The 20759-nt window shown below is 47.0% G+C and carries 19 protein-coding genes; 16 read left to right on the forward strand and 3 right to left on the reverse strand.

The window, feature by feature from the left end; genetic code table 11:
* Positions 1-94: 94 nt before the first annotated feature.
* Entirely contained in the window at positions 95-886 is a 792-nt protein-coding gene (locus HYN43_RS08810; RefSeq protein ID WP_119411347.1) for an alpha/beta hydrolase, read from the reverse strand.
* Positions 887-1417: 531 nt separating this feature from the next.
* On the opposite strand from HYN43_RS08810, the gene HYN43_RS08815 reads away from it, so the two are divergent.
* Both HYN43_RS08815 and HYN43_RS08820 read left to right on the forward strand, forming a co-directional pair.
* Positions 1418-2359 carry an alpha/beta fold hydrolase gene (locus HYN43_RS08815; protein WP_119411348.1) on the forward strand — a complete coding sequence of 314 codons (942 nt, stop codon included), beginning with the start codon at positions 1418-1420 and terminating at the stop codon, positions 2357-2359.
* Positions 2360-2741: 382 nt separating this feature from the next.
* Complete coding sequence (locus HYN43_RS08820) at positions 2742-3737, forward strand: SLAC1 anion channel family protein (protein ID WP_119411349.1); 996 nt, start codon at positions 2742-2744, stop codon at positions 3735-3737.
* Positions 3738-3859: 122 nt separating this feature from the next.
* Here HYN43_RS08820 and HYN43_RS30260 read toward each other — a convergent pair whose 3' ends face one another.
* Positions 3860-4102, reverse strand: a complete 243-nt coding sequence (locus HYN43_RS30260; RefSeq protein WP_162996390.1) for a hypothetical protein — start codon at positions 4100-4102, stop codon at positions 3860-3862.
* A gap of 93 nt (positions 4103-4195) precedes the next feature.
* Between HYN43_RS30260 and HYN43_RS08830 the strand changes: the two genes are divergently transcribed.
* A complete protein-coding gene (locus HYN43_RS08830; protein WP_119411351.1) occupies positions 4196-4669 on the forward strand; it encodes a Dps family protein in 474 nt (157 codons plus the stop codon).
* A 383-nt stretch (positions 4670-5052) separates the two neighbouring features.
* Here the strand turns inward: HYN43_RS08830 and HYN43_RS08835 are convergent, their stop codons facing one another.
* A complete protein-coding gene (locus HYN43_RS08835) occupies positions 5053-5289 on the reverse strand; it encodes a hypothetical protein (protein WP_119411352.1) in 237 nt (78 codons plus the stop codon).
* A gap of 364 nt (positions 5290-5653) precedes the next feature.
* Between HYN43_RS08835 and HYN43_RS08840 the strand changes: the two genes are divergently transcribed.
* The 13 genes from HYN43_RS08840 (at position 5654) to HYN43_RS08900 (ending at position 20288) form a co-directional block, all read left to right on the forward strand.
* Positions 5654-6784, forward strand: coding sequence for an NADH:flavin oxidoreductase (locus HYN43_RS08840; RefSeq protein WP_342633826.1), 1131 nt, complete (start codon positions 5654-5656; stop codon positions 6782-6784).
* 129 nt (positions 6785-6913) lie between these two features.
* Positions 6914-8302, forward strand: coding sequence for a cytochrome ubiquinol oxidase subunit I (locus HYN43_RS08845; RefSeq protein WP_119411353.1), 1389 nt, complete (start codon positions 6914-6916; stop codon positions 8300-8302).
* Between the two features lie 3 nt (positions 8303-8305).
* Positions 8306-9574, forward strand: a complete 1269-nt coding sequence (gene cydB / locus HYN43_RS08850; protein WP_119411354.1) for a cytochrome d ubiquinol oxidase subunit II — start codon at positions 8306-8308, stop codon at positions 9572-9574.
* 1 nt (position 9575) lies between these two features.
* The gene (cydD, locus tag HYN43_RS08855; RefSeq protein ID WP_119411355.1) at positions 9576-11279 is read left to right on the forward strand and encodes a thiol reductant ABC exporter subunit CydD; all 1704 of its coding nucleotides are present in this window, start codon (positions 9576-9578) and stop codon (positions 11277-11279) included.
* A gap of 1 nt (position 11280) precedes the next feature.
* Positions 11281-12906, forward strand: a complete 1626-nt coding sequence (locus HYN43_RS08860; protein WP_162996391.1) for an amino acid ABC transporter ATP-binding/permease protein — start codon at positions 11281-11283, stop codon at positions 12904-12906.
* Positions 12907-13112: 206 nt separating this feature from the next.
* The gene (locus HYN43_RS08865; protein WP_119411357.1) at positions 13113-13745 is read left to right on the forward strand and encodes an isochorismatase family protein; all 633 of its coding nucleotides are present in this window, start codon (positions 13113-13115) and stop codon (positions 13743-13745) included.
* 31 nt (positions 13746-13776) lie between these two features.
* On the forward strand, positions 13777-15162 hold the full coding sequence (locus tag HYN43_RS08870) for an alginate export family protein (protein ID WP_205589903.1): 1386 nt from the start codon (positions 13777-13779) through the stop codon (positions 15160-15162).
* Between the two features lie 11 nt (positions 15163-15173).
* Positions 15174-15929 (forward strand): M17 family peptidase N-terminal domain-containing protein, encoded by a 756-nt coding sequence (locus tag HYN43_RS08875; RefSeq protein ID WP_119411666.1) that lies wholly within the window; start codon positions 15174-15176, stop codon positions 15927-15929.
* Positions 15930-16097: 168 nt separating this feature from the next.
* Positions 16098-17873, forward strand: a complete 1776-nt coding sequence (locus HYN43_RS08880) for an amidohydrolase (protein WP_245447216.1) — start codon at positions 16098-16100, stop codon at positions 17871-17873.
* A 10-nt stretch (positions 17874-17883) separates the two neighbouring features.
* Entirely contained in the window at positions 17884-18318 is a 435-nt protein-coding gene (locus HYN43_RS08885) for a DoxX family protein (protein ID WP_119411360.1), read from the forward strand.
* Positions 18319-18348: 30 nt separating this feature from the next.
* Positions 18349-19008, forward strand: a complete 660-nt coding sequence (locus HYN43_RS08890; protein ID WP_119411361.1) for a YoaK family protein — start codon at positions 18349-18351, stop codon at positions 19006-19008.
* Complete coding sequence (locus HYN43_RS08895; RefSeq protein WP_245447218.1) at positions 19005-19547, forward strand: nuclear transport factor 2 family protein; 543 nt, start codon at positions 19005-19007, stop codon at positions 19545-19547. The genes HYN43_RS08890 and HYN43_RS08895 overlap by 4 nt, the downstream gene beginning before the upstream one ends.
* Positions 19548-19883: 336 nt before the next feature.
* Positions 19884-20288 carry a DoxX family membrane protein gene (locus tag HYN43_RS08900; protein WP_342633830.1) on the forward strand — a complete coding sequence of 135 codons (405 nt, stop codon included), beginning with the start codon at positions 19884-19886 and terminating at the stop codon, positions 20286-20288.
* Positions 20289-20759 lie beyond the last annotated feature (471 nt).

Genomic DNA, 20759 nt, shown 5'->3' on the forward strand with positions numbered 1-20759 from the left:
TAATGTGATTTGCTTTATTGATAATTATACTTGAAAAGGCCCCTCTGTGCTGTTCTGTGAATTAATGCTTAGTAGGGGTTTTACAATAGCCTGGCTATTGAGTCCCACCCTTTTCAGCTGCCGCAATAATTACCGCCGCAACTTCTTTCGGATGTGTTATAAATACAACATGGCTTCCAGCCATTTGCGTAATAATGCTTTTTGACCTTTTGTACATGTTCATGGTAATTTCCGGATTGATGCTTTTATCACCGGTGGAGGATATGCCAAATGTGGGTTTTGTTTTCCACGCGGCTTCTGTTACCGGAGTTCCGAATGCCGCAGCGGGAATAAATCCCTGCGAAGCAAACATAAAATCTGCCAGTTCTTTAGATACGTCGGCACAAAAACCGGCATGGAATTTTGCCTTATCATAATAGACATTCCCCTTTTCATCCGGCGGCAGCAAACCATTTTCAGGCTTTGGAGGCAAGCTACCGGCCCAGGTCACCGTATTTTCACCGATATCCGGCTGGAACGCATTAACATATACCAGGGCAACCACTTTAGGATTAACACCCGCCTGGGTAATCACTGTTCCCGCCCAGGAATGCCCGACAAGAACGACCGGCCCATCCATTTTGTCTATAGCGAAATTGGTAGCATCCACATCTTCCTTCAGAGAAGTACATGGGTTTTGCACGACAGTTACGTTGTACCCTTTTTGGGAGAGCACTTTAAATACGCCCTGCCAGCCGGAACCATCGGCAAGCGCGCCATGTACGATTACCACATTTCTAACTGGCGTCTCCTGTGCCCCCGCCGGGCTGGAAATGGCAAGGCTGCAAAACATAGCTGCCGCCAGGATCATGAATCTTGACCATCGGATCAATTGGTTTGTTTTCATTTTAATTAAATTAAGAATGGTTACTGATTGAATTCATTTAGTCGTAATTATTCAAATGAAACGCCAGCTTTTATATGTTTGTATTTCAGTTAGTTATGGTGTTATTTCTTGAAATTTGGTCACGGTATGTCAATAATAATCCAGTTATTGTTTAAATATCAAGGTGAAAACAGAACAGGTTATCGCCCTGACTTGCGTCAGGTCCGCCCTGAGGGTAAGCTATTAAAAACCCGATTGGACAACCTGATTTGATGGTCATTTAGCTGACGTTCATTCATTGCCCCGGCTGACTTTATTTCGTTCGCGATGAATTGTTGTTATTTCAAGATTATCGGATTAAATCTTGATATGTCGCATCCGCTAAGAATTCAAGCTTTGCGTAACTTGTTATTTTACAGCGATTTGTATTTTGGCATCAAAATTCTTTAACAGGGAATGTTCACCTGTTCTCCATTGCTGTTAACCGGAGAATGGTGACAGCTGGCTATTTAATCACATTTATATCCGTACACTATTACAAAAAAGAAAATCATGAAAACGAAATTAATGATGCTATTGGCGATTTTACTATCGGTAAACCTGGTAAGCGCGCAAATCCCGAACATTACGGGTGTCAGGTATGGCACGGTAAAGATCGAAGGCCTGAATATTTTTTACAGGGAAGCGGGCTCGCCCGATAAACCTACGTTGCTCTTACTGCATGGGTTTCCAACTTCATCGCACATGTTTCGCAACCTCATGCTGGCCCTTCAGGACAAATACCACCTGATCGCCCCGGATTATCCAGGTTATGGTGCCAGTTCTATGCCTTTGGTAACTGAATTTGATTACACCTTCGACCATCTTGCAAAGATCGTTGACCTGTTCGCCATCGCCAAAGGCCTAAATAAATACAGCCTTTACGTAATGGACTATGGTGCTCCTATTGGTTATCGGCTGGCAGTCATGCACCCAGAAAAAGTGCAGGCGCTGATCATTCAAAATGGTAACGCCTACGATGAAGGATTGGAAGATTTTTGGAAACCATTCCGCGCGCTCTGGAAGGATCCTAAAAATGAGGATGCCATCAACGGGATGAAAAAAATATTAACTATAACCGCTACCAAATGGCAGTATATGAACGGCGTGGGAGATACAACAAAGATCAGTCCCGACAATTGGATCATCGACCAAGCTGGTATGGACCGCCCTGGAAATGTGGATATACAACTGGCACTCTTTTATTCATATGGTAGCAATCCACCACTTTATCCTTCATGGCAGGCATACTTCAGGAAATACCAGCCACCAACCATTATCCTGTGGGGAAAGAACGATTATATTTTCCCGGCCTCGGGTGCAGGACCTTATAAAAGAGATCTGAAAAATATCGAAGTACATCTTTTGCCGACCGGGCACTTTGCACTGGAGGAATACGGTTTTGAGATGGCCAAGAATATCGACCGGTTCTTAGCCAAGAACAACATAAAGTAATGACCAAACCAGAAAAGACCATGTGACAAAGGGCCATAACAACCGTTTTCACCGAAGACCACCGTAAAAAAAATGCAGGTAGGCGAGGATATATGCAATAGCTGGGATTCCCAATCATATCCGGTGCTTCAGCAAGATTGAGGAGTGCCGAAATCGCGACACTTTCCCAAATGGCCGCAAGGCGGCTTGAGGTTCCTTTCCAAAAGCGCATATGGCTGTGAGAACCGGAAATTATTGGCTGATGGAAGAAGATTGAGCGAATCAACAAGATCCCTGTCAAAGCCAGGAAGTGCCTGTTTGTTTAATCAATGTTCAGCGTAGGCATAGTCTGGTTCCGACATTAGGCTATGCTTACGCTTCAGATTTACCATTTAATTATCAAATGATGAATAGCACTGCTTCACCACGAATTCGCTTTCTTGAGTTTTTACCGGTGAGCCTGTTTGGTGGCGTTATGGGATTGACCGGCTTATGTTTTGCTTGGCGGATGGCGGCAGATCACTGGGCGCTGAACCATTGGTTACCGGAAGCTATAGGTCTGATAGCTGTATTAGCTTTTATTGCCCTGACCATAACTTATACCGTCAAAATAATCAGGTTTCCATCACTTATTTACCAGGAAATGCAAGATCCGGTGGCCGTTTGTTTTTTTGCCACATTTATCGTGTGCCTGCTACTGTTACCCGGGGTTATATTACCTTATTTCCCGGCATTCGCTACGGCCCTATGGTGTATCGGCGCACTGATGATGTTTTGTTTTGCCTGGTATGTTTTGCGAAAATGGTTCGACCATCAACAACAACCGCAAACCGCGAACCCCTCATGGGTCCTTCCGGTGGTCGGTACGCTGGATATCCCTATTGTGGGCTATAAACTTGCGGTACCCTCAGCGCATGAAATTTCGCTGATCGCCTTTAGTATCGGGATATTTTTTTCTATAATCCTGCTGACCATTATCTTCTCCAGGTTGTTGTTTCAGGTTCCTTTACCCGAGGCTGTGCAACCTACCCTCATGATCCTGACAGGGCCTTTGGCTCTGGCATTTTCAGTATACCACGGCCTGACGGGAAACCTCGACCTGTTTTCAGGCGTCCTTTTTTATTTTAATTTATTCCTGCTGGTTTTGTTTGGCAGCAAGATCATGCTGATTCCGAAAGTCTGTCCATTCAAGGTCTCCTGGTGGTCGGTAAGTTTCCCCCTGACGGCGGTAACTGTTACCTCCCTGATCTACGCAGGTGCGCATACAGGTTTGGTGCACCAGTTATTGGCAGGTATCCTGTTGGCTGTAACCACACTGGTAATCATCTACATTTTTATCATCACGGTTTATCAGATCATCACAGGCACCTTTTCACCCCCAGTTAATCTCATAAAATAATGGCATGCTCATTTAAAACCGCGATCCTGATTTTTGGAGGAATTCTATTATTACGCTTATGCATCGTAACAATTGGCTGTGCAGGCTGCCGGCCCGATATCTTTAAACGATGGCATTCAAACTCAGCCAAAGCCCGTGAAACACTTAATAAAGGATATCCACCACATTTCGGCTATCGACCCGGGCCCGCAAGAAAACCTTGATTTTAATACCGGCGTCATCTGTTTAAAACAGCCAAAGAAAATCGTCAACTTGTTATGACCGATAGCGATCATTTTTAATATGGTGATAATGGAGGTAGCCTGGATACCATGCTGAAGCGTTATCCATTTTAAAAAAATATACCATGGCAGGGAATATGCCATCGACAACGAAGGATTGGATGTCGTTTTTCAGCATGTTAATAGACAGACGCCTGAACCGCAACTAACATATATTCACCATTAATTCAATAAAATATGGAACCAACAATTGGCCTGTCGGCCGAGAACCTCGAAAAAGCAGCCCACGCCCTGAATAGCGTCCTGGCAGATGAATACCTGCTGTACACCAAAACCCGCAACGCCCACTGGAACGTGGAGGGGCCGGACTTTCATAGTAAGCACTTATTCTTTGAATCACAATACCAACAATTGGATGAAATATTAGATAGCGTGGCGGAGCGCATCCGTACCTTGGGGCATTATGCTCCAGCCAGCTTAAAAAGCTTTTTGGATCTGACCCGCCTTAGCGAACAACTGCATGAAAAGAATACAGGCGATGGTTTTATTCATGAATTGTTAAAAGACCATGAAAGCCTGATAATCAACCTACGCGGTAAGATCGACTACACCGCTGACAAACTCCACGATATGGGCACCAGCGACTACATGACCGGCCTGGCCGAAACGCACGAAAAAATGGCCTGGATGTTACGGGCGCATTTAAAATAACAATAAAAAAGGAGGGTTTTTCAGCCCTTCTTTTTATGTGCATCATACCTCTATACTATCAATCTCTTTGTGCAGCGCGTTATCTCTTAACGAGCTCCGATGACGATGATGTCTGACTGCAGAATCTCGCCAATTGCTTGGTCGGATGCCTTGATCGCCTCCCTGTTTTCAGCGGTGTGTTTTCAACCGGGCTAAAAATGCAGTTAAATGCGCTTTCTCCAAGTGGGGGGGAGGATGGGTTGTAAAGTCTTTTAACACAATGTTCAATCAAAAATGGTTCTCCTTAATTTTTCACCGAACGCATTGCCTAATTTGATACTGTTGACTCGAGCACTCAGGGATTGAGATTGCATGAAGGTTTTCTTTCCATGTATGTTAAGGTATTATGTTAAATGATTGAGTGAGTTCTTGGTGAAGCGCGGGCGCGCTTTCCCGGCGATACGTGTCAGCGCATAGATCAGCAGTCCGATGGTTCCTGCCAGCCCTAAAATGATCAGTACGGCAATGATCAGCAGCCCGTCGGGGTTATTGGTTTTCCCGGCTGCGGTAGCTTCGGCGGCTCCGTAAACATTACCGGCCATAGCTGTAATCAGCGGTGTTACTTTGAGTCGTTTATCCATACTTGAAGCAGGCATACTAAGTGCCATGTGTCAATTATTTGATTATGAGTGCATTTGTTGTGTTTTCGATGGTGACGATTTATGCTATCCCGCCGAATGGCGATTGGAAATTGAAATCTCAACAGTAAATTTCGCGGCGGTTTCGATACAGTGCCGGCAGCTTTTGAGATGGTAATGGAAACAGCACTTGCCGGATAGAAATCTCAACAGTTGAATGGTGGGAATCCGGGTTGGTAGAAAGACTATTTCTTCATTTAATGATATATAAGTGATATTTCAACAATTGGGTTCCGTTTCTTGAAATGGCGTGAGGAAATTACCTGTGCGGTTGTATGTAATATTTTGACTTTCAGGTTCTTGTGATATGGTATTCGCTTTGAATGATGGGTCGCAGGAAAATCAAATAGAAAAGAAACAACATCGCAGTCTCATGAATATCCAGCCACTTTTCAGCCCGTTTGTTTATAAAAACTTAACCCTGAAGAACAGGATCGTTATGCCTCCAATGACCCGGAAGCATTCCCCCGATGGCATACCGTCAGTTGATGTAGCCGAGTATTATTCCAGGCGCGCGATGGACGCGGGGCTGATCCTGTCTGAAAGTACGGCTATCGAAAGACCGGCCGCCAAGCATTTTAAGGATATCCCAAACTTTTATGCTGAGGCATTAGAAGGCTGGGAGCGGGTGATTCGCCTGGTTCATCAGCATAAGGGAGTAATGGGGCCGCAGCTCTGGCATGTCGGTATAGCCAAACCCGATCCATCAGGTTGGTTGCCCTCCTTGCATTTTGAAGGACCGGATATGATGACCCGTGGGGAAATCCAGGCAACTGTTGAGTCTTTTGCCAATGCGGCATTAAATGCAAAGAATCTCGGTTTCGATTGCGTGGAAATACATGGAGGACATGGTTACCTGATCGACCAGTTTTTTTGGAGCCACACTAATCACCGCAAAGACGACTATGGCGGGAAAACCATTGGAGAGAGAACCCGCTTTGCGGTCGAGGTTGTTAAAGCCATACGAAAAGTGGTTGGGGAGAATTTTGTCATCCTGATCCGGCTCTCGCAATGGAAGCTGGAAGATTACGAGGCGAAAAACGCCTTAACACCCAATGAAATGGAATCCTGGTTATTGCCATTGGCGGAGGCAGGCATCGATATTTTTGATTGTTCGCAAAGAAGATACTGGCAGCCGGAATTTGAAGGTTCCGACCTGAGCTTTGCCGGCTGGGCAAAAAAGATCACCGGGCAGCCCAGCATCACGGTAGGCTCGGTTGGGCTTTCCGGTGAATTCCTGCAATCGCTTTATCACGGCGAGGGCGCGCGGAAAGCGGATTTTAACGAGCTCATGCGCAGGTATGACCGCGGTGAGTTTGATCTGGTTGCAGTTGGGCGGGCTTTATTACAGGATCCCTGTTGGATAGAAAAGATGAGGGATGGTAGATATGATGAATTAAGGGATTTTAGCAGGGAAAGCCTGGGCAGATATTACTGAACATAGCCGGTGAACGGCATTTGTAGATGGAAAGCGGCGGGTCAATTTATCGAATATCATCCGGTTTTTATCGTCGTTAGACAGCCTTAACGGCAAAGGACAATTTTACCCGTAATAACATTTAGATTTATGAAAGACCTTGCAGAATCTCTATCCCGTTTTCAATTTGGATTTACAGCGTCCTTCCATATTATTTTCCCCTCGCTGTCCATCGGTCTCGCCTGGTTCCTGGTCCTGATCCACGCGTTATATCTCAAAACAGGCAAAGCGGTTTACTTCAGTATTTATAAATTCTGGTCGTCCATATTTGCCCTGAACTTTGCGATAGGTGTGGTTACGGGAATTTTCATGTCCTTCCAGTTTGGCCTGAACTGGTCTCGCTTTTCTTATGCCGCAGGGCCGGTACTGGGCAGTATCATCGGTATGGAGGTAATGACCGCTTTTTTTCTTGAGGCCGGTTTTTTAGGCATCATGTTATTGGGCTGGAACAGGGTCAAGCCCGGGATCCACTTTTTCGCCACGTTTATGGTCGCGCTGGGTACATTGATATCGGCAACCTGGATCGTAGGGGCAAATTCGTGGCTGCAAACACCAGCCGGTTATACCGTTCGCAATGGCCAGTTCTTTATCTCGGAATGGTGGCATGCCGTATTCAACCCGGCGTTTGTAATTCGTTATCCGCACATGCTGCTGGCTTCCATTTTTTCATCAGCATTCCTGATCGCCGGCATTTCATCATGGTACCTCATTAAAAGGCGTCATCTTGAATTCGGACGTGTGAGTTTTTCTATCGCGATGGCCGTGATCACCGTTATGATCCCGCTGCAGCTATGGGTGGGTGACACGCTTTATATGAAGATGTCGGAATTTCAGCCAGCTAAAACCCAGGCACTGGAAGGGTTCTGGACCGACACGCCCAACGCCCCGTATCTGATCTATATTAACCCGGACAGTAAAAATCAATACAATAAAACGCAGATAGGCATACCGTATCTGGGCAGTATCCTGGTCACCCATACTTTGCATGGTGCAGTTCCGGGTTTAAGGAGAACATCGCCAGAATTACAGCCCAGCATGGGTATGACCTTTTATTTTTTCAGAGTGATGTTTTTTATTGCCGTGCTGATCTTTTTTGTGGCCCTGACAAGCGTGGCACTTCGCTTTACCGGCAGGCTATATGATAAGCGCTGGTTCTTAAAACTTTGCTTGTGGATGACCCCTGCCGGGGTAATCGCCACAGTAGCGGGCTGGATCACCTCGGAAACGGGTCGGCAGCCCTATATCATTTATGGCAAGTTAAAAACGGTTGAAGGTAGTTCTTTGCTGAACAGCAACGCGGTTGTATTTTCATTTACTTTATTTGTGGTGGTATACCTGATCCTTCTCTTTGCCTATATCAGTCATATTGCCCGGATGACAAGAAAAGGCCCCGGGGAGCTCCATCGGACCCTCCGGTCAGATAAAGATAACCACCCCGACTCTGTTGCCGGTTTTCCCGGCCCTTTAAAGATAAAATAAAATATGGAAAGTCACATTTTGTGGGCCTTGATCATGGCCTTTTCAGTTACGATGTATACCATTTTCGACGGTTTCGATCTTGGGGTCGGTATTTTGTTACCTTTCATTAAACAGGGAGAGGAGCGTGATATTGCCGTTAATTCAATTACTCCGGTGTGGGATGGTAACGAAACCTGGATCGTCCTGATGGGAGTGGGCATGTTCGGCGGCTTTCCGAACGCCTACAGCTTATTGCTGCCGGCTCTTTACCTGCCGGTCATCCTGATGGTCATTTCACTTGCGTTGCGGGGAGTGGCCATGGAATACCGTTTTATTACAGCAGGTTTTAAGAACTCCTGGACTTTGGCGTTTACCGCAGGTTCTGTCATGGCGGCTTTTTGTCAGGGCATAATATTGGGAAATTTAATGGAAGGAATAGTTCACACGAATACACCCGGCAAATTGGTGCCTGTATTTCATTTCCTTTCGCCCTTTACCTTGGTCACCGGCTTCGTACTTATCGTAAGTTATGCCTTGATTGGCGCTACCTGGCTAAATTTTAAGACCAGCGGAATCTTACAAAAAAAGACCAGAAAGATAGCCCGCATCCTGATCTTTACACTGGGCATTTTGCTGCTGTTAATCGTTTACGGCAGGTTCCATTTTCCTTTGTTTAATCCCCGGTTCGGCGTGTTCGGCCTGCAAAACGTCTTAACGTTACCCTCACTGCTTTGGTATTTCTCCGGTGCCCTGTTGCTGGCTGTGATGTTATGGACTTTAGGTAAGCAGCCTGACTGGTTACCCTTTACCCTTAATATTATATTCACGCTGATCTCAGCGATATACATATTAGCAGGTTTTTGGCCGTTTATCGTTCCTCCTGACCTGACCATTTATAATGCAGGCTCGCCCGCTTATGGAAATGCGGTGCTGCTCACCTCCGCTTTTGTCATCATCCCGGTCATCCTTACGTACCTGGTTTATTCCTATACCGTATTTCGCGGAAAAGTGATCCGTCAGAATAATTACGAACCCAATACACCATTCTTGCATCAGTTGGGCAACGGTGCAAGAAAAACAAACCTCCTGGTTCCGGAGCGGCCTGTTTATCTTTCCTGGCCGATCCGGATGGTGATCTCACTGGCAGGAATGATCTTTTTCTTTATCGTGCTGGGGTTTCTCGGAAATGCGGCAGCGTTGGCCGCGATATTCCTGTTCGCGGTAATCTTCCTGTTTTGTTGGTGGCTGAATACCTCAAAGTCCGTTTCTTCCAGAACCGGAAATAAACGTTAATATGCGCCTGCCACCCGAAAAAAACCATGCAAAAAAAGCGCAGCAATTGCTCAACTTTTACGCGCGGGAATGGAAATTCAAAATTGCGCTGATCGCCCTGCTACGGATCGCTTCCTTCTGCATGGTCGCGGTCCAGCTCTATTTTCTGGCCCGAATATTAACATTAATTGTTGGGCAGGTTAATACGGCCGGGCTTTTATCGCCCGTGATCTGGTTATTCCTATTTGGGTCAGGAAGAACGCTGATCAGTTACTTTTCGGATGTCATGGCCGCAAGGTTAACTGAATTGTCGGTTGCAGAATTCCGCATTCGGATCATCGCGCGCCTGAACGCCAAAAGCAAACACCGGAAACACGCCGGAATAACGGCTGGTCTTGCTTTAGAAATGATGAGTGAAGCTGATGCGATCGGACTGTATTATACGCGCTATCTTCCACAGGTCATCCAGTGCCTGGCCATTCCTTTTATCACCATCAGTTATATCGCCTGGATCAATTGGTTGCCCGCAATCCTGATACTCCTGACCGCGCCGGTCATACCGGTTTTTATGGTCATCATCGGAAAAGGCACGGAAACGAAAAGTCGGGCGCAATGGCAAACTTTGTCGCTCCTGAGTAATTATTTTCTGGACCGGTTACGCGGAATTACCACCCTTTCGCTTTTTAACCGCATTGATACCGAGGTATCTCTGATCGGAAGATCTTCTGAAATTTATGCCCAACGCGTTATGGAGGTATTGAAGACAGCCTTTCTTTCCAGCGCAGTCATTGATTTTTTTACCGCGGTGGCGATCGCGGGCGTGGCGATCTATACCGGGTTGAATCTGGTCGGCTACATTCACCTGGGCCCTGCATCTGCTTTCACGCTGCAACGAAGCCTGGTCATATTATTGCTGGTTCCAGAATTTTTTAATGCGCTTAAAAAATTAGGTGTTATTTATCATGACCGCGCGCAGGCCATTGGTGCGGTCATGCACTTCCAGGCTTATGACCTGCTTAAGGAAAATTCCAGTTTCCCGCTACCATCCGGGCGGGACAGCAGGCCTGGGCAGGACGCTGAAGTCACTGCTCCTGTGATCATGTTTCAAAAAGTGACTTTCGGTTATGTCCCCGGGCAGAAGGTATTGAATGATATCACTTTCAGTATCCTGCCCGGCGAGAAAATATGGATTACCGGCGAAAATGGTGCGGGCAAAACGACCGTTCTTTCTTTATTAATGCGCTGGCTGACGCCTGTCGCGGGCAGCATCCAACTCAACCGGCAACCCTTAGGGGAAATGCGGGAACAAGACCTTTACCGCCTGGTCAGTTGGGTGGGACCGCATGCGGCACTCTTTACCGGAAGTATCCGTTCGAATATCCTGATGGGAACCGAAAAAAGTGATGCCTATCTTTATGAAAACATCCTGCCACAGGTATCGCTTGCCGAACGGATCAACAATATGCCCAGGGGCCTGGATACCCTGGTCGCCGAAGACGGCAAGTGTTTATCCGGTGGTGAACGCCAAAAAATAGCGTTGGCACGGGCACTGGTAAAAAATGCGAAAATATTGCTGCTGGACGAACCGCTTACCCATTTGGATGGGACATCGGCAGCCGAGCTGATCGGCATGCTGGAGCAAACCACCCAAAGTATGACGGTCATCATTACCGGTCATGGTGCCCGTTATGAAGCTTTTAAAGGTTACCGTAAAATTAATTTATAGCATGCTGAAGCAAATACCGGACATGTATAAGAGGGCGGACCTTGGGAAGGTATCCGGCGTATTACTGGCGGTCGTTAACCTGACTGCCGGCCTGATGCTAACCGGAATATCAGGCTGGTTTATTACGACCACGGCTTTGACCGGTTCAGGCGTACTCAGCTTATTGACTTATAACCTGTTTTTACCTGGTGCATTGATCCGGATGCTGGCGGTAGGCCGTCCGCTGATCGGCTACGCGGAACGCTTGTTTACCCATCGGATCACACTTCGTCTTGCCGGTGAGGCGAGGGTAAACATATTCAAATATCTGCTGAATATAAAGAAAAAGGAACTTGTCAAATTCCGGAGTACCGACCTGGCCGCGAGGATTACGGGTGACGTTGCCGAGATGGATAACTTTTACCTGAGCGCAGTCCTGCCATGGCTCAGCACCTTAATTGTTTTTACTATCACGGCGCTGACGATCAGTTATTATCTCCCGCTGTTAACGTGGGCAATGTTTTTGCTGCTCATGACCTGTGGGGCCCTGATCCCCTATATTTCATTAAGAATAGGGAAAAAACACGAATTACTACGGGCTGGCCATTTGAAGGCGCTACAGGAGGAGCTTGCGGAATATCTCGACGGTCTGAAAGACCTGGAACTATTTGGCTGCCTTGGTCGCTATCATGAAAGTTTACTGCTGCATATCCGCTCCATCGAATCATTCCGAATTGGCTTTTTAAAAAAGATTGCCACGCGTACCCTTATTACTGGGATATGTATTCAAGCTTTTTTTGCGATAGGAATTCTGATCATCAGTGGGCCCGGCCGGCTGGTATTTAGCAGCGCCGAAAAGGTACTGGTCATATTGATCCTGCTGGCGCTCTATGAAACGCTGTATGCCATGCCGGAAACGGCGGCCCGTTTTGCAAGGACCCTGCTCGCGGGCAGCCGTATATTACTGGCTTCATCAGACGGTGAACCGGCAAGAAAATACGGTTCATTACCTCAAGGAAATGCTATTCAACTGGAACAGGTCAACTTTGCTTATGGCCGGCATTGTATTTTTGACAAGTTAAGTTTAAAGATCCATGAAAATACGGTGAGCGTAATCACCGGGGTTAACGGCGCAGGCAAATCAACCTTACTGGATCTTATCGCAGGATTGCAGGAGGCTTCGCAGGGTATGATCTATATTGGCGGGACACCTGCGCGTCAAATTGAGCCCGCAAAACTTAATGAGCAGATCGCTTACATGGAGCAGCGGCCCGCGCTGTTCGAAGGCAGTATCTTTGAGAACATTGCGCTCGCAAAAACATGCTGCACAACCCCTGAGGTTATTCACGCGGCAATAAAATCAGGGCTCTTCAAAGCGGAAAAAAACGCCATGGCATTTTTAAAGAAACCGGTGGGTACAGGCGGCCGCCACCTTTCAACCGGACAATCCAGGATGATCGCTCTGGCCAGGATCATTTTGAAGGATGCGCCGATCATTTTATTGGATGAACCAACTGAAGGATTGAGCCAAACGGCCGAACATAACTTTCTGAAACTGATCAGGTCCTGGAAAGGTTACAAGACCATCCTGATCGTAACACATAAAACTGCGCTTCTTGACATCGCTGACCACCGGATAAGCCTCTGACAAAATTAGCCCGGCAAAAAATGAATAAAGTTTGTAAGCTTTTTGTCGCCTGACCTGGGGATAGGCAATTATTTAATATTCGACAAACTGATATCTTTCAGCGGTATATCACCAGCGAATAAGTGGTGTTTATTTGTTTAAATCATTGATTTATAAGAGTTTATTGGCTGGTATGAAACCTGCAACGAAGTAGGAAAAACACTTTTATGAAACCAGCATCAGATCTTTTAACGCCTGAGAACCATGCCTTGGTCATGATCGACTTACAAGGACAGATGGGATTCGCTATCGAAAGCATTTCCAGAAACGAACTGAGAACTAACACCGCCATTGTCGCCGGTGCATCAAAAATCTTTAATGTGCCGACGATCATCACCACGGCGGCTGAACAAGGCTTTTCCGGCCTGGTATTTCCGGAAGTAGAAGAATATTACCCGCAGGTCGCTTGCGGTTATATTGACCGGACCACCATGAACACCTGGGAAGACGCAAGAGCATGTGAGGCCATTAAAGCCACCGGTAAGAAAAAAATTGTATTCGCAGGTCTCTGGACGAGCGTCTGTATTGTGGATGCCGCGCTTTCGGCCGCTGAAGACGGATTTGAAGTTTACTTTATTGCCGATGTCTGTGGGGATGTTTCTAAGGAAGCGCACGAGCGGGCCATACAACGGATGCTGATTTACGGGATCAGGCCGATGACCGCGATGCAATACCTGTTGGAATTACAGCGTGATTGGGCAAGGCTGGAAACCTATGATGCCGTTACTGCACTGATCGTTAAATATGGCGGCGGTTATGGCCTGGGCGTACACTATGCGAAAAACATGCTAAAACACTAATCCGGTGGTTCCACCTGTTAAATCATCACCTTTGAAACGCCAGTTCTTCATATCGTTGTTGTGGTTGTTTTGCTGTAATATCCTGCTCATCGGGCAGGGTATTGCGCAAACTTTCAAGTTGATGCGCTATGACGAAAACTATGGCTATCTCCATGGCGATACCACAAAATGCTTTTACCGGCACCTCAAATTTGATCCGCTAACGGCAAACCAGCGGGTATGGTTAAGCTTCGGGGGAGAGGCCAGACTTGAATATGATGTCTTTAACAATGAAGACTGGGGAAGAATTGGCACCGGGCATAATAACTTCCAGCTTCAGCGTTATGACCTCCATGCCGATCTGCACTTTGGAAATCGGCTAAGGATATTTGCGCAGTTGCGCAGTGCGCTGGAAAACGGGCGCAGGGACGGTCCCCGCCCGATTGATGAAGATAAGTTAAGTATTCAAAACCTGTTTACCGATTATACGATAACCCGCAATCACACAGACTCTCTGGTCATCAGGGCTGGCAGGCAGGAATTGAATTACGGTGCCGGAAGGCTCATATCAGTACGGGAAGGGCCGAACGCTCGTATATATTTTACCGGGGGTAAACTCCTTTATCGTAACCCTACCGTATCGCTGGACGCGTTTGCCATGGAAGCAGATGAATTTAATCCGGGCGTATTTGATAATAAACCCACTCACCAGCTGAACCTTTGGGGCGCTTATGCCACTTTCGGTACCAATGTGTTTGTCCATCTCGACACGTATTACATCGGCAGCCGGAACGATCATGCTGTTTTTGATGACGGTCAGGGTAAAGATATCAGGCACACTTTTGGCCTGAGGGCCTGGAAAAGCGACAAATACTTTGTGTACGATATCGAAACCGCCTGGCAAACAGGTTCATTTAAAAAAGAGTCCGTTCGCGCATGGACCGCTTCTTTTGACGTGGGTTATATATTCAGCGACCTGGCCGCCAAACCGGCAATTGGCATCCGGAACGACTACATATCTGGCGATAGCAGAAAAGGCGACGGGCGGTTGCAAACATTTAATCCTGTTTACCCGAAAGGTGGTTATTTCGGGTTCGATCCCCAGGTCGGCCCTGTCAATCTCATTGATGTACACCCTTATGGTTCATTATTAATCAGTCCTAAGTTCACGTTGCAGGTCGACGTGGTACTCAACTGGCGCTATTCACTGCGCGATGGGATCTATCGCCCAAGCGGGTACTTAAATTTTTCAGGCTCCGCATCCGATAAGCGTTATATCGGAACCAGTTATCTCGGTAAGATAAGCTACAACGTCAATCCATTCCTGAGCATGGACATCGGCATCCAGTATTTTGATACCGGGCCTTTTATCGAAACGGAACTGCCTGTAGCTAAAAACGCTTTTTTTACCAATTCAAGAATATCCTATAAATTTTAAATACCATGATTATGAAAAAGGGTTTGACAGCACGATTTAAATCAGGGCTACGCTTTTTTAGCCTCTTGGTATGTTCCTTACTGATTAGTTACGGGAACAAAGTAAGCGCCCAGCAAAAAGCAACTAACAATCTGCCGGCAATCGGCACCTCAGCTATACTTGGGGAGATAGAAGGCATAAAGATAGAAGCGAAAGTTCAGAGCCCATCGGCGGAACTTACCCCTTTACAGATTGTTTGCGTTTTTGAATATGTAGAAGGGGATATCTACACCTCTCCACCGGCCTTACCGGCGAACTTGAACGGGATGGTACATGTTGACCAGCAAATGAAGGGACTGATCACGGAACTTCGCAAAACAGGAAAATTCAAAGGCCACGCGCTCGAAACTTTGTTGATCAGCCCGCCAAAGGGTACCATTCCGGCCGAAAAACTACTGATCATCGGACTGGGTGACCGAAATCATTTCACACCGGACCTCATGACGGATGTTGGCCGTGTGGGCATGGGAGAGGCCCTGCGCCTGGGCGTGAGGAGTTATGCCCACGCCAGCGACCTGAAAGATGGTGGCCTGGATTCACCAACCGGGCTCATTGTAGAAAACGTGTTAAAAGGAGCCATAGATGCCTATCGGACAGCACAGTTCCTAAAAGCCGGAAATTACTCGACATTTCCCCCACTGGAAAAAATGACCATTTTAGCCGGCCCGGCATTTTACGATGCTTCGGCATCTGCGATCAGCGAAGTGCTCCAAACAAGCAAAAAATAAATAGTTCAAGGCTTATCCATTCATTATCAGAAAAACGGTCCAATGAAAAAGGCAGACATGATATTGTTCAACGGAAAGATCCACACTGTTGATCATCAAAATCCCGCGGCAAGCGCGGTGGCCATCGCCGACGGTAAATTTATCGAAGTTGGGGACGACAAAACCGTCATGCAGCTATTATCCACCAACACGACAGTGATCGACCTCCGGCAAAAACGAGTGGTCCCCGGTATCAATGATTCCCATACCCATTTGATCCGCGGCGGGCTCAATTATAATCTTGAACTCAGATGGGATGGCGTTCCTTCCCTTGCGGATGCCATGAGGTTGTTACAGGAACAAGTTCTTCGGACACCTTCACCGCAATGGGTCAGGGTGGTGGGCGGCTGGTCGGAGTATCAGTTCAGGGAAAGGCGCATGCCTACACTTGCAGAGATCAATGCCGTATCGCCCGATACACCGGTTTTTATCCTCCACCTCTATGACCGCGCTTTTTTGAACCGCGCCGCGCTGCGGGCAGTGGGATATAACAAAAATACACCTGAACCTCCGGGCGGTCAGATCGAGCGGAACGCGGAAGGCGAACCGACAGGTATGATCCTGGCAGCGCCTAATGCGATGATCCTTTACGCTACGTTAAGCAAAGCACCTAAATTGTCCTATGAGTATCAGCTGAATTCTACCCGCCACTACATGAGAGAAATGAACCGGTTCGGTATAACCAGTGTTATTGATGCCGGTGGCGGCTTTCAAAATTACCCGGAAGACTACCGGATCATTGATGAACTGAATAAGGAAAAACAATTGACCGTGCGAATTGCCTACAATCTTTTCACCCAGCATCCCAAAAAGGAATTTGAAGACTTTGAGAACTGGACAAAGACTGTGAAGCTGCATCAGGGAGATGATATGTACCGCCATAACGGTGCCGGTGAGATGCTGGTCTTTTCGGCTGCCGACTTTGAAGACTTTCTTCAGCCCCGACCCGTCCTGCCCGAAAATATGGAGAGCGAACTGGAGAAAGTCGTCCGGCTTTTGGTCGCCAACAGGTGGCCTTTCAGGATGCATGCGACCTATAATGAAAGCATCAGCAGGTTCCTGGACATTTTCGAAAAGGTCAATAAAGAAATCCCGTTTGACGGGTTACCCTGGATATTTGACCACGCAGAAACCATTGACGAGCGCAATTTAGATAGGGTCAAGGCTTTGAATGGCGGTATTGCCATCCAAAGCCGGATGGCCTTTCAGGGTGAATACTTTTCTGAACGATACGGGAACCTGGCGGCGGAGCAAACCCCGCCGGTCCGAAAAATGCTGGAAAGAAATATCCCCGTGGGCGGTGGTACCGATGCCACCAGGGTAGCGAGTTATAACCCCTGGATAGCGCTCTACTGGCTATCGGCCGGCAAAACAGTCGGAGGGTTACAGCTTTATCCCGATCAGCAAAAGCTGTCGCGCGAAACCGCGCTGGAAATTTATACAAGGGGAAGCGCCTGGTTTAGCGGCGAACAGCAGCATAAAGGCAGTATTAAAACGGGCTACATGGCCGATCTGACCGTATTAAACGCCGATTATTTGAAGATCAGGGAAGATGATATCAAAAATATCGAAGCCGAGCTGACGATCGTCGACGGCAAGATCGTTTACGCTACAGGTGATTTTGCTCATCACAGTCCGCCGGCTATACCGGTATTGCCCGACTGGTCACCCACCCTGATCCGGAGCGGCTACTTCCCATCAGGCGATATATCGCTGATCAATGAGGGCACCGCTGCCGCAGCCGAAAATGGCCGCGGAAAAAATCTGGCTTCCGCTATCCACCAATGCGCAGGCAGCTGTAACATACATGGACATCATCATCAATATGCCCGTTTGAGCAATGTGCCGGTAAGCGATTTTACAGCTTTTTGGGGCGTCCTGGGCTGTTCCTGTTTTGCATTTTAAGAACATCACCATGAACGATCTATTCAAAATTCTATTAGAGAGCACCGCCGGAAATTCACTGAATAACCTGGCTATGCTGGTATTCCGTGTACTGCTTGCTGTTGAACTGTTTAGGGTTCACGGGCTGAAAAAATTCAAAGGCAATAATGGCCAGCCAGAGGAAGTTCCTAATCCCTTTCATTTCCCCAAGGCGATCAACCAGGGGATCGCTGCATTTGCCGATACTGTTGCTCCGATGATGGTCATTTTAGGTTTGTTTACAAGGTTGGCAATACTGCCAACGATAGGTGTCACAGCGGTAGGATATTTTTGGGTCCACCGGAATGATCCGGCAGAACGGAGAGATATCCCTTACATGTATACCCTTTGCTTTTTGTTATTATTTATTATCGGGCCGGGAACCTATTCTTTGGATAATTACCTGCTGAGTACACTGACTAAGTAAACATTTGAATTCAATTTAAGAAATCAGATCATGGAAGAAAGCAAAAAAATAGGACAGCTTACGTTGGTATTAGCTGCCGTCGCAGGCTATTGTGATACTGTTACCTTCGTGACCGCTGACACGATCTTTTCTGCGCACGTAACCGGAAATTTTGTTGTTTTTGCTTACCAGGTCATCAATGCGCAGGATGCGAACGCCTGGATCAAGCTGATCACCTTTCCCACTTTTATCCTGTCCGTCATGGCCGGAGGCCGTGCGGCCGCGGACCTGAACGGCGGCCGGAATTTGCTATTAATAGAAGGCCTGGTACTGCTGGCAGCAGGCATCTCCTGGTGGCTGCTTAATATTTTCTTCAGGCAGCCCCCTGGAATTTACCCGCTGGTCATGTGTGTTGTTGTTGCCATGGGCTTACAGAATGCGTTTAACAAATTATTCGCCAGGGAGATCTATGGCCCGACCACAATGATGACCGGGAATGTAACCCAGGCCTCGCTGGATTTCGGTAACCTGCTGAAATACCGATTTAAGGATTTGCAAAGCCGGCAAAATATCAGGAAGGGATTGGTTTTGATAGGCGGCTTTCTAATAGGCTGTATCCTCGGAGCATTATTGGGAAAAGCATTTGGTTTCGGGACCGTGGCCCTGGCCGGTATAACGGTCATCATTTGCTATCGATACACAGCGGCATGAATCTGAGCAAATTTATTGTTAAAAAATGGTTATACATCCCCGCTATCCGCCGCCGATCCTTAAAAAGGGAAATGGAGGATATCGAGCCGCATGTAGCCAATAGTTTCACTTTTAAAAATTTTATTATGGAAATCAGAAACCCTATTCCGCCTTTTAGCCTGGAAACGGCACTTGAAAAGGTCCAGCTTGCCGAAGATGCCTGGAACAGCCAGGACCCAATCAGGGTATCCCTGGCATACACCATAGATACCGAATGGAGAAACCGGTCCGAATTTATAAACGGACGGGAAAACGTGGTCAAATTTTTAAGCAGTAAGTGGCAGCGAGAATTGAATTACAAACTAAAAAAAGAATTGTGGGCCTTCACCGGCAACAGGATAGCCGTGAGGTTCGAGTACGAATTCCATGACATTCAGGGCCAGTGGTTCCGTGCTTACGGAAATGAAAACTGGGAGTTTGATGATAATGGCCTGATGCGGAGACGCTTTGCCTGTATCAACGACCTTGCGATCAAAGAACAAGAACGCCACATTGTTTAATTTATTAAGACAATTTCAGGGCAAATGATAATTCAGAGCAGGAGGAAATGACATGAAAGCGAGGCAACGGCAGGCAGACACCCGCAGCAGGCTCAATGGTTTCACGGGTACCTGGGATTTTACTGCCTTATGGAGAATTCCGATAAGGAATATGCCGCAGTTCTGAGCTATAGAATTACTGAATATTTTCAGCATCGGGCCATTACCATAGTGATATGGAACCAGGTGCCGGGTTTTCGTTAAGTTATTAAAAAGATTGAAGAGGTCATTATGATGAATATGGTAAACAAAATGTAACGCTGGGGAGATTTACACCACCCCAAGATATTAGACCTGATCCGCATACTCCTTGGGCTATCATTGATCGCCAAAGGATGGGTGATTATGATGAAGTTTCCTTATATCAGGGATGTCATTATGGCGTCAGGTTCAGGCCATCCTGATCCCGTCAACGTTAACCTGATCCTCAATAGTGCCATATATTCCTACCTTATCAGCGGCTCACTTATATTCCTGGGATTAATGACACGGGCAGCAGCTTTAATAGGGCTGCTGGTTATTACAGCATCCATATTATTTGCAGATTTTCTTTCCCCTTTCATGAATACCGATATTTGGGTGAACGGGCTCGTGATGGCCCTGCAGGTCCAGTTTATGGTCATTGGTTCAGGTCCCGTATCACTGGACAAACTTATTGGCGGGTTTAAGTTCGGAAGACATCGGCGCAGGCTCAACGCTTAAATTTTATTCGCCGGAAATTTAAAATGTTGTTAATGCTGCCTGGCAGGTGTATCAGCAGGATCAGGTAATGATGGTAAACAACGGCGCTTTTGAACCGATTTATATGGGCAGGGGATAAGTTTATTCCTGTGCCACCATTCAACACTAAGCCAGACGTCGAGGATAATCAGGATCAGGTATCACATGGCACAAATATACCGGGTCCGCCGGCCGCGACCGGCAACTGTCCGGGGATATTTCAAACGGGAAATAGAAAGTGACCATGATCTAAACCATATCTGGAGGGAACGTGCGTCTGAAGATATGGAAGGAGCGGTCCCGGGTGCGAAAAAAACTAATGATTGTGCAGTTTAAAGCGTGGTCGTTATGGGATCATTACCAAAATGATCGCTCACCACCTGCCGCACAGGTAAATATTCGCTGACATTATTACCTGTTGAAAAGAGCATGCCAATTATCAGTTGCTAATCC

The sequence above is a fragment of the Mucilaginibacter celer genome (assembly GCF_003576455.2).
Classification (GTDB): Bacteria; Bacteroidota; Bacteroidia; order Sphingobacteriales; family Sphingobacteriaceae; genus Mucilaginibacter; species Mucilaginibacter celer.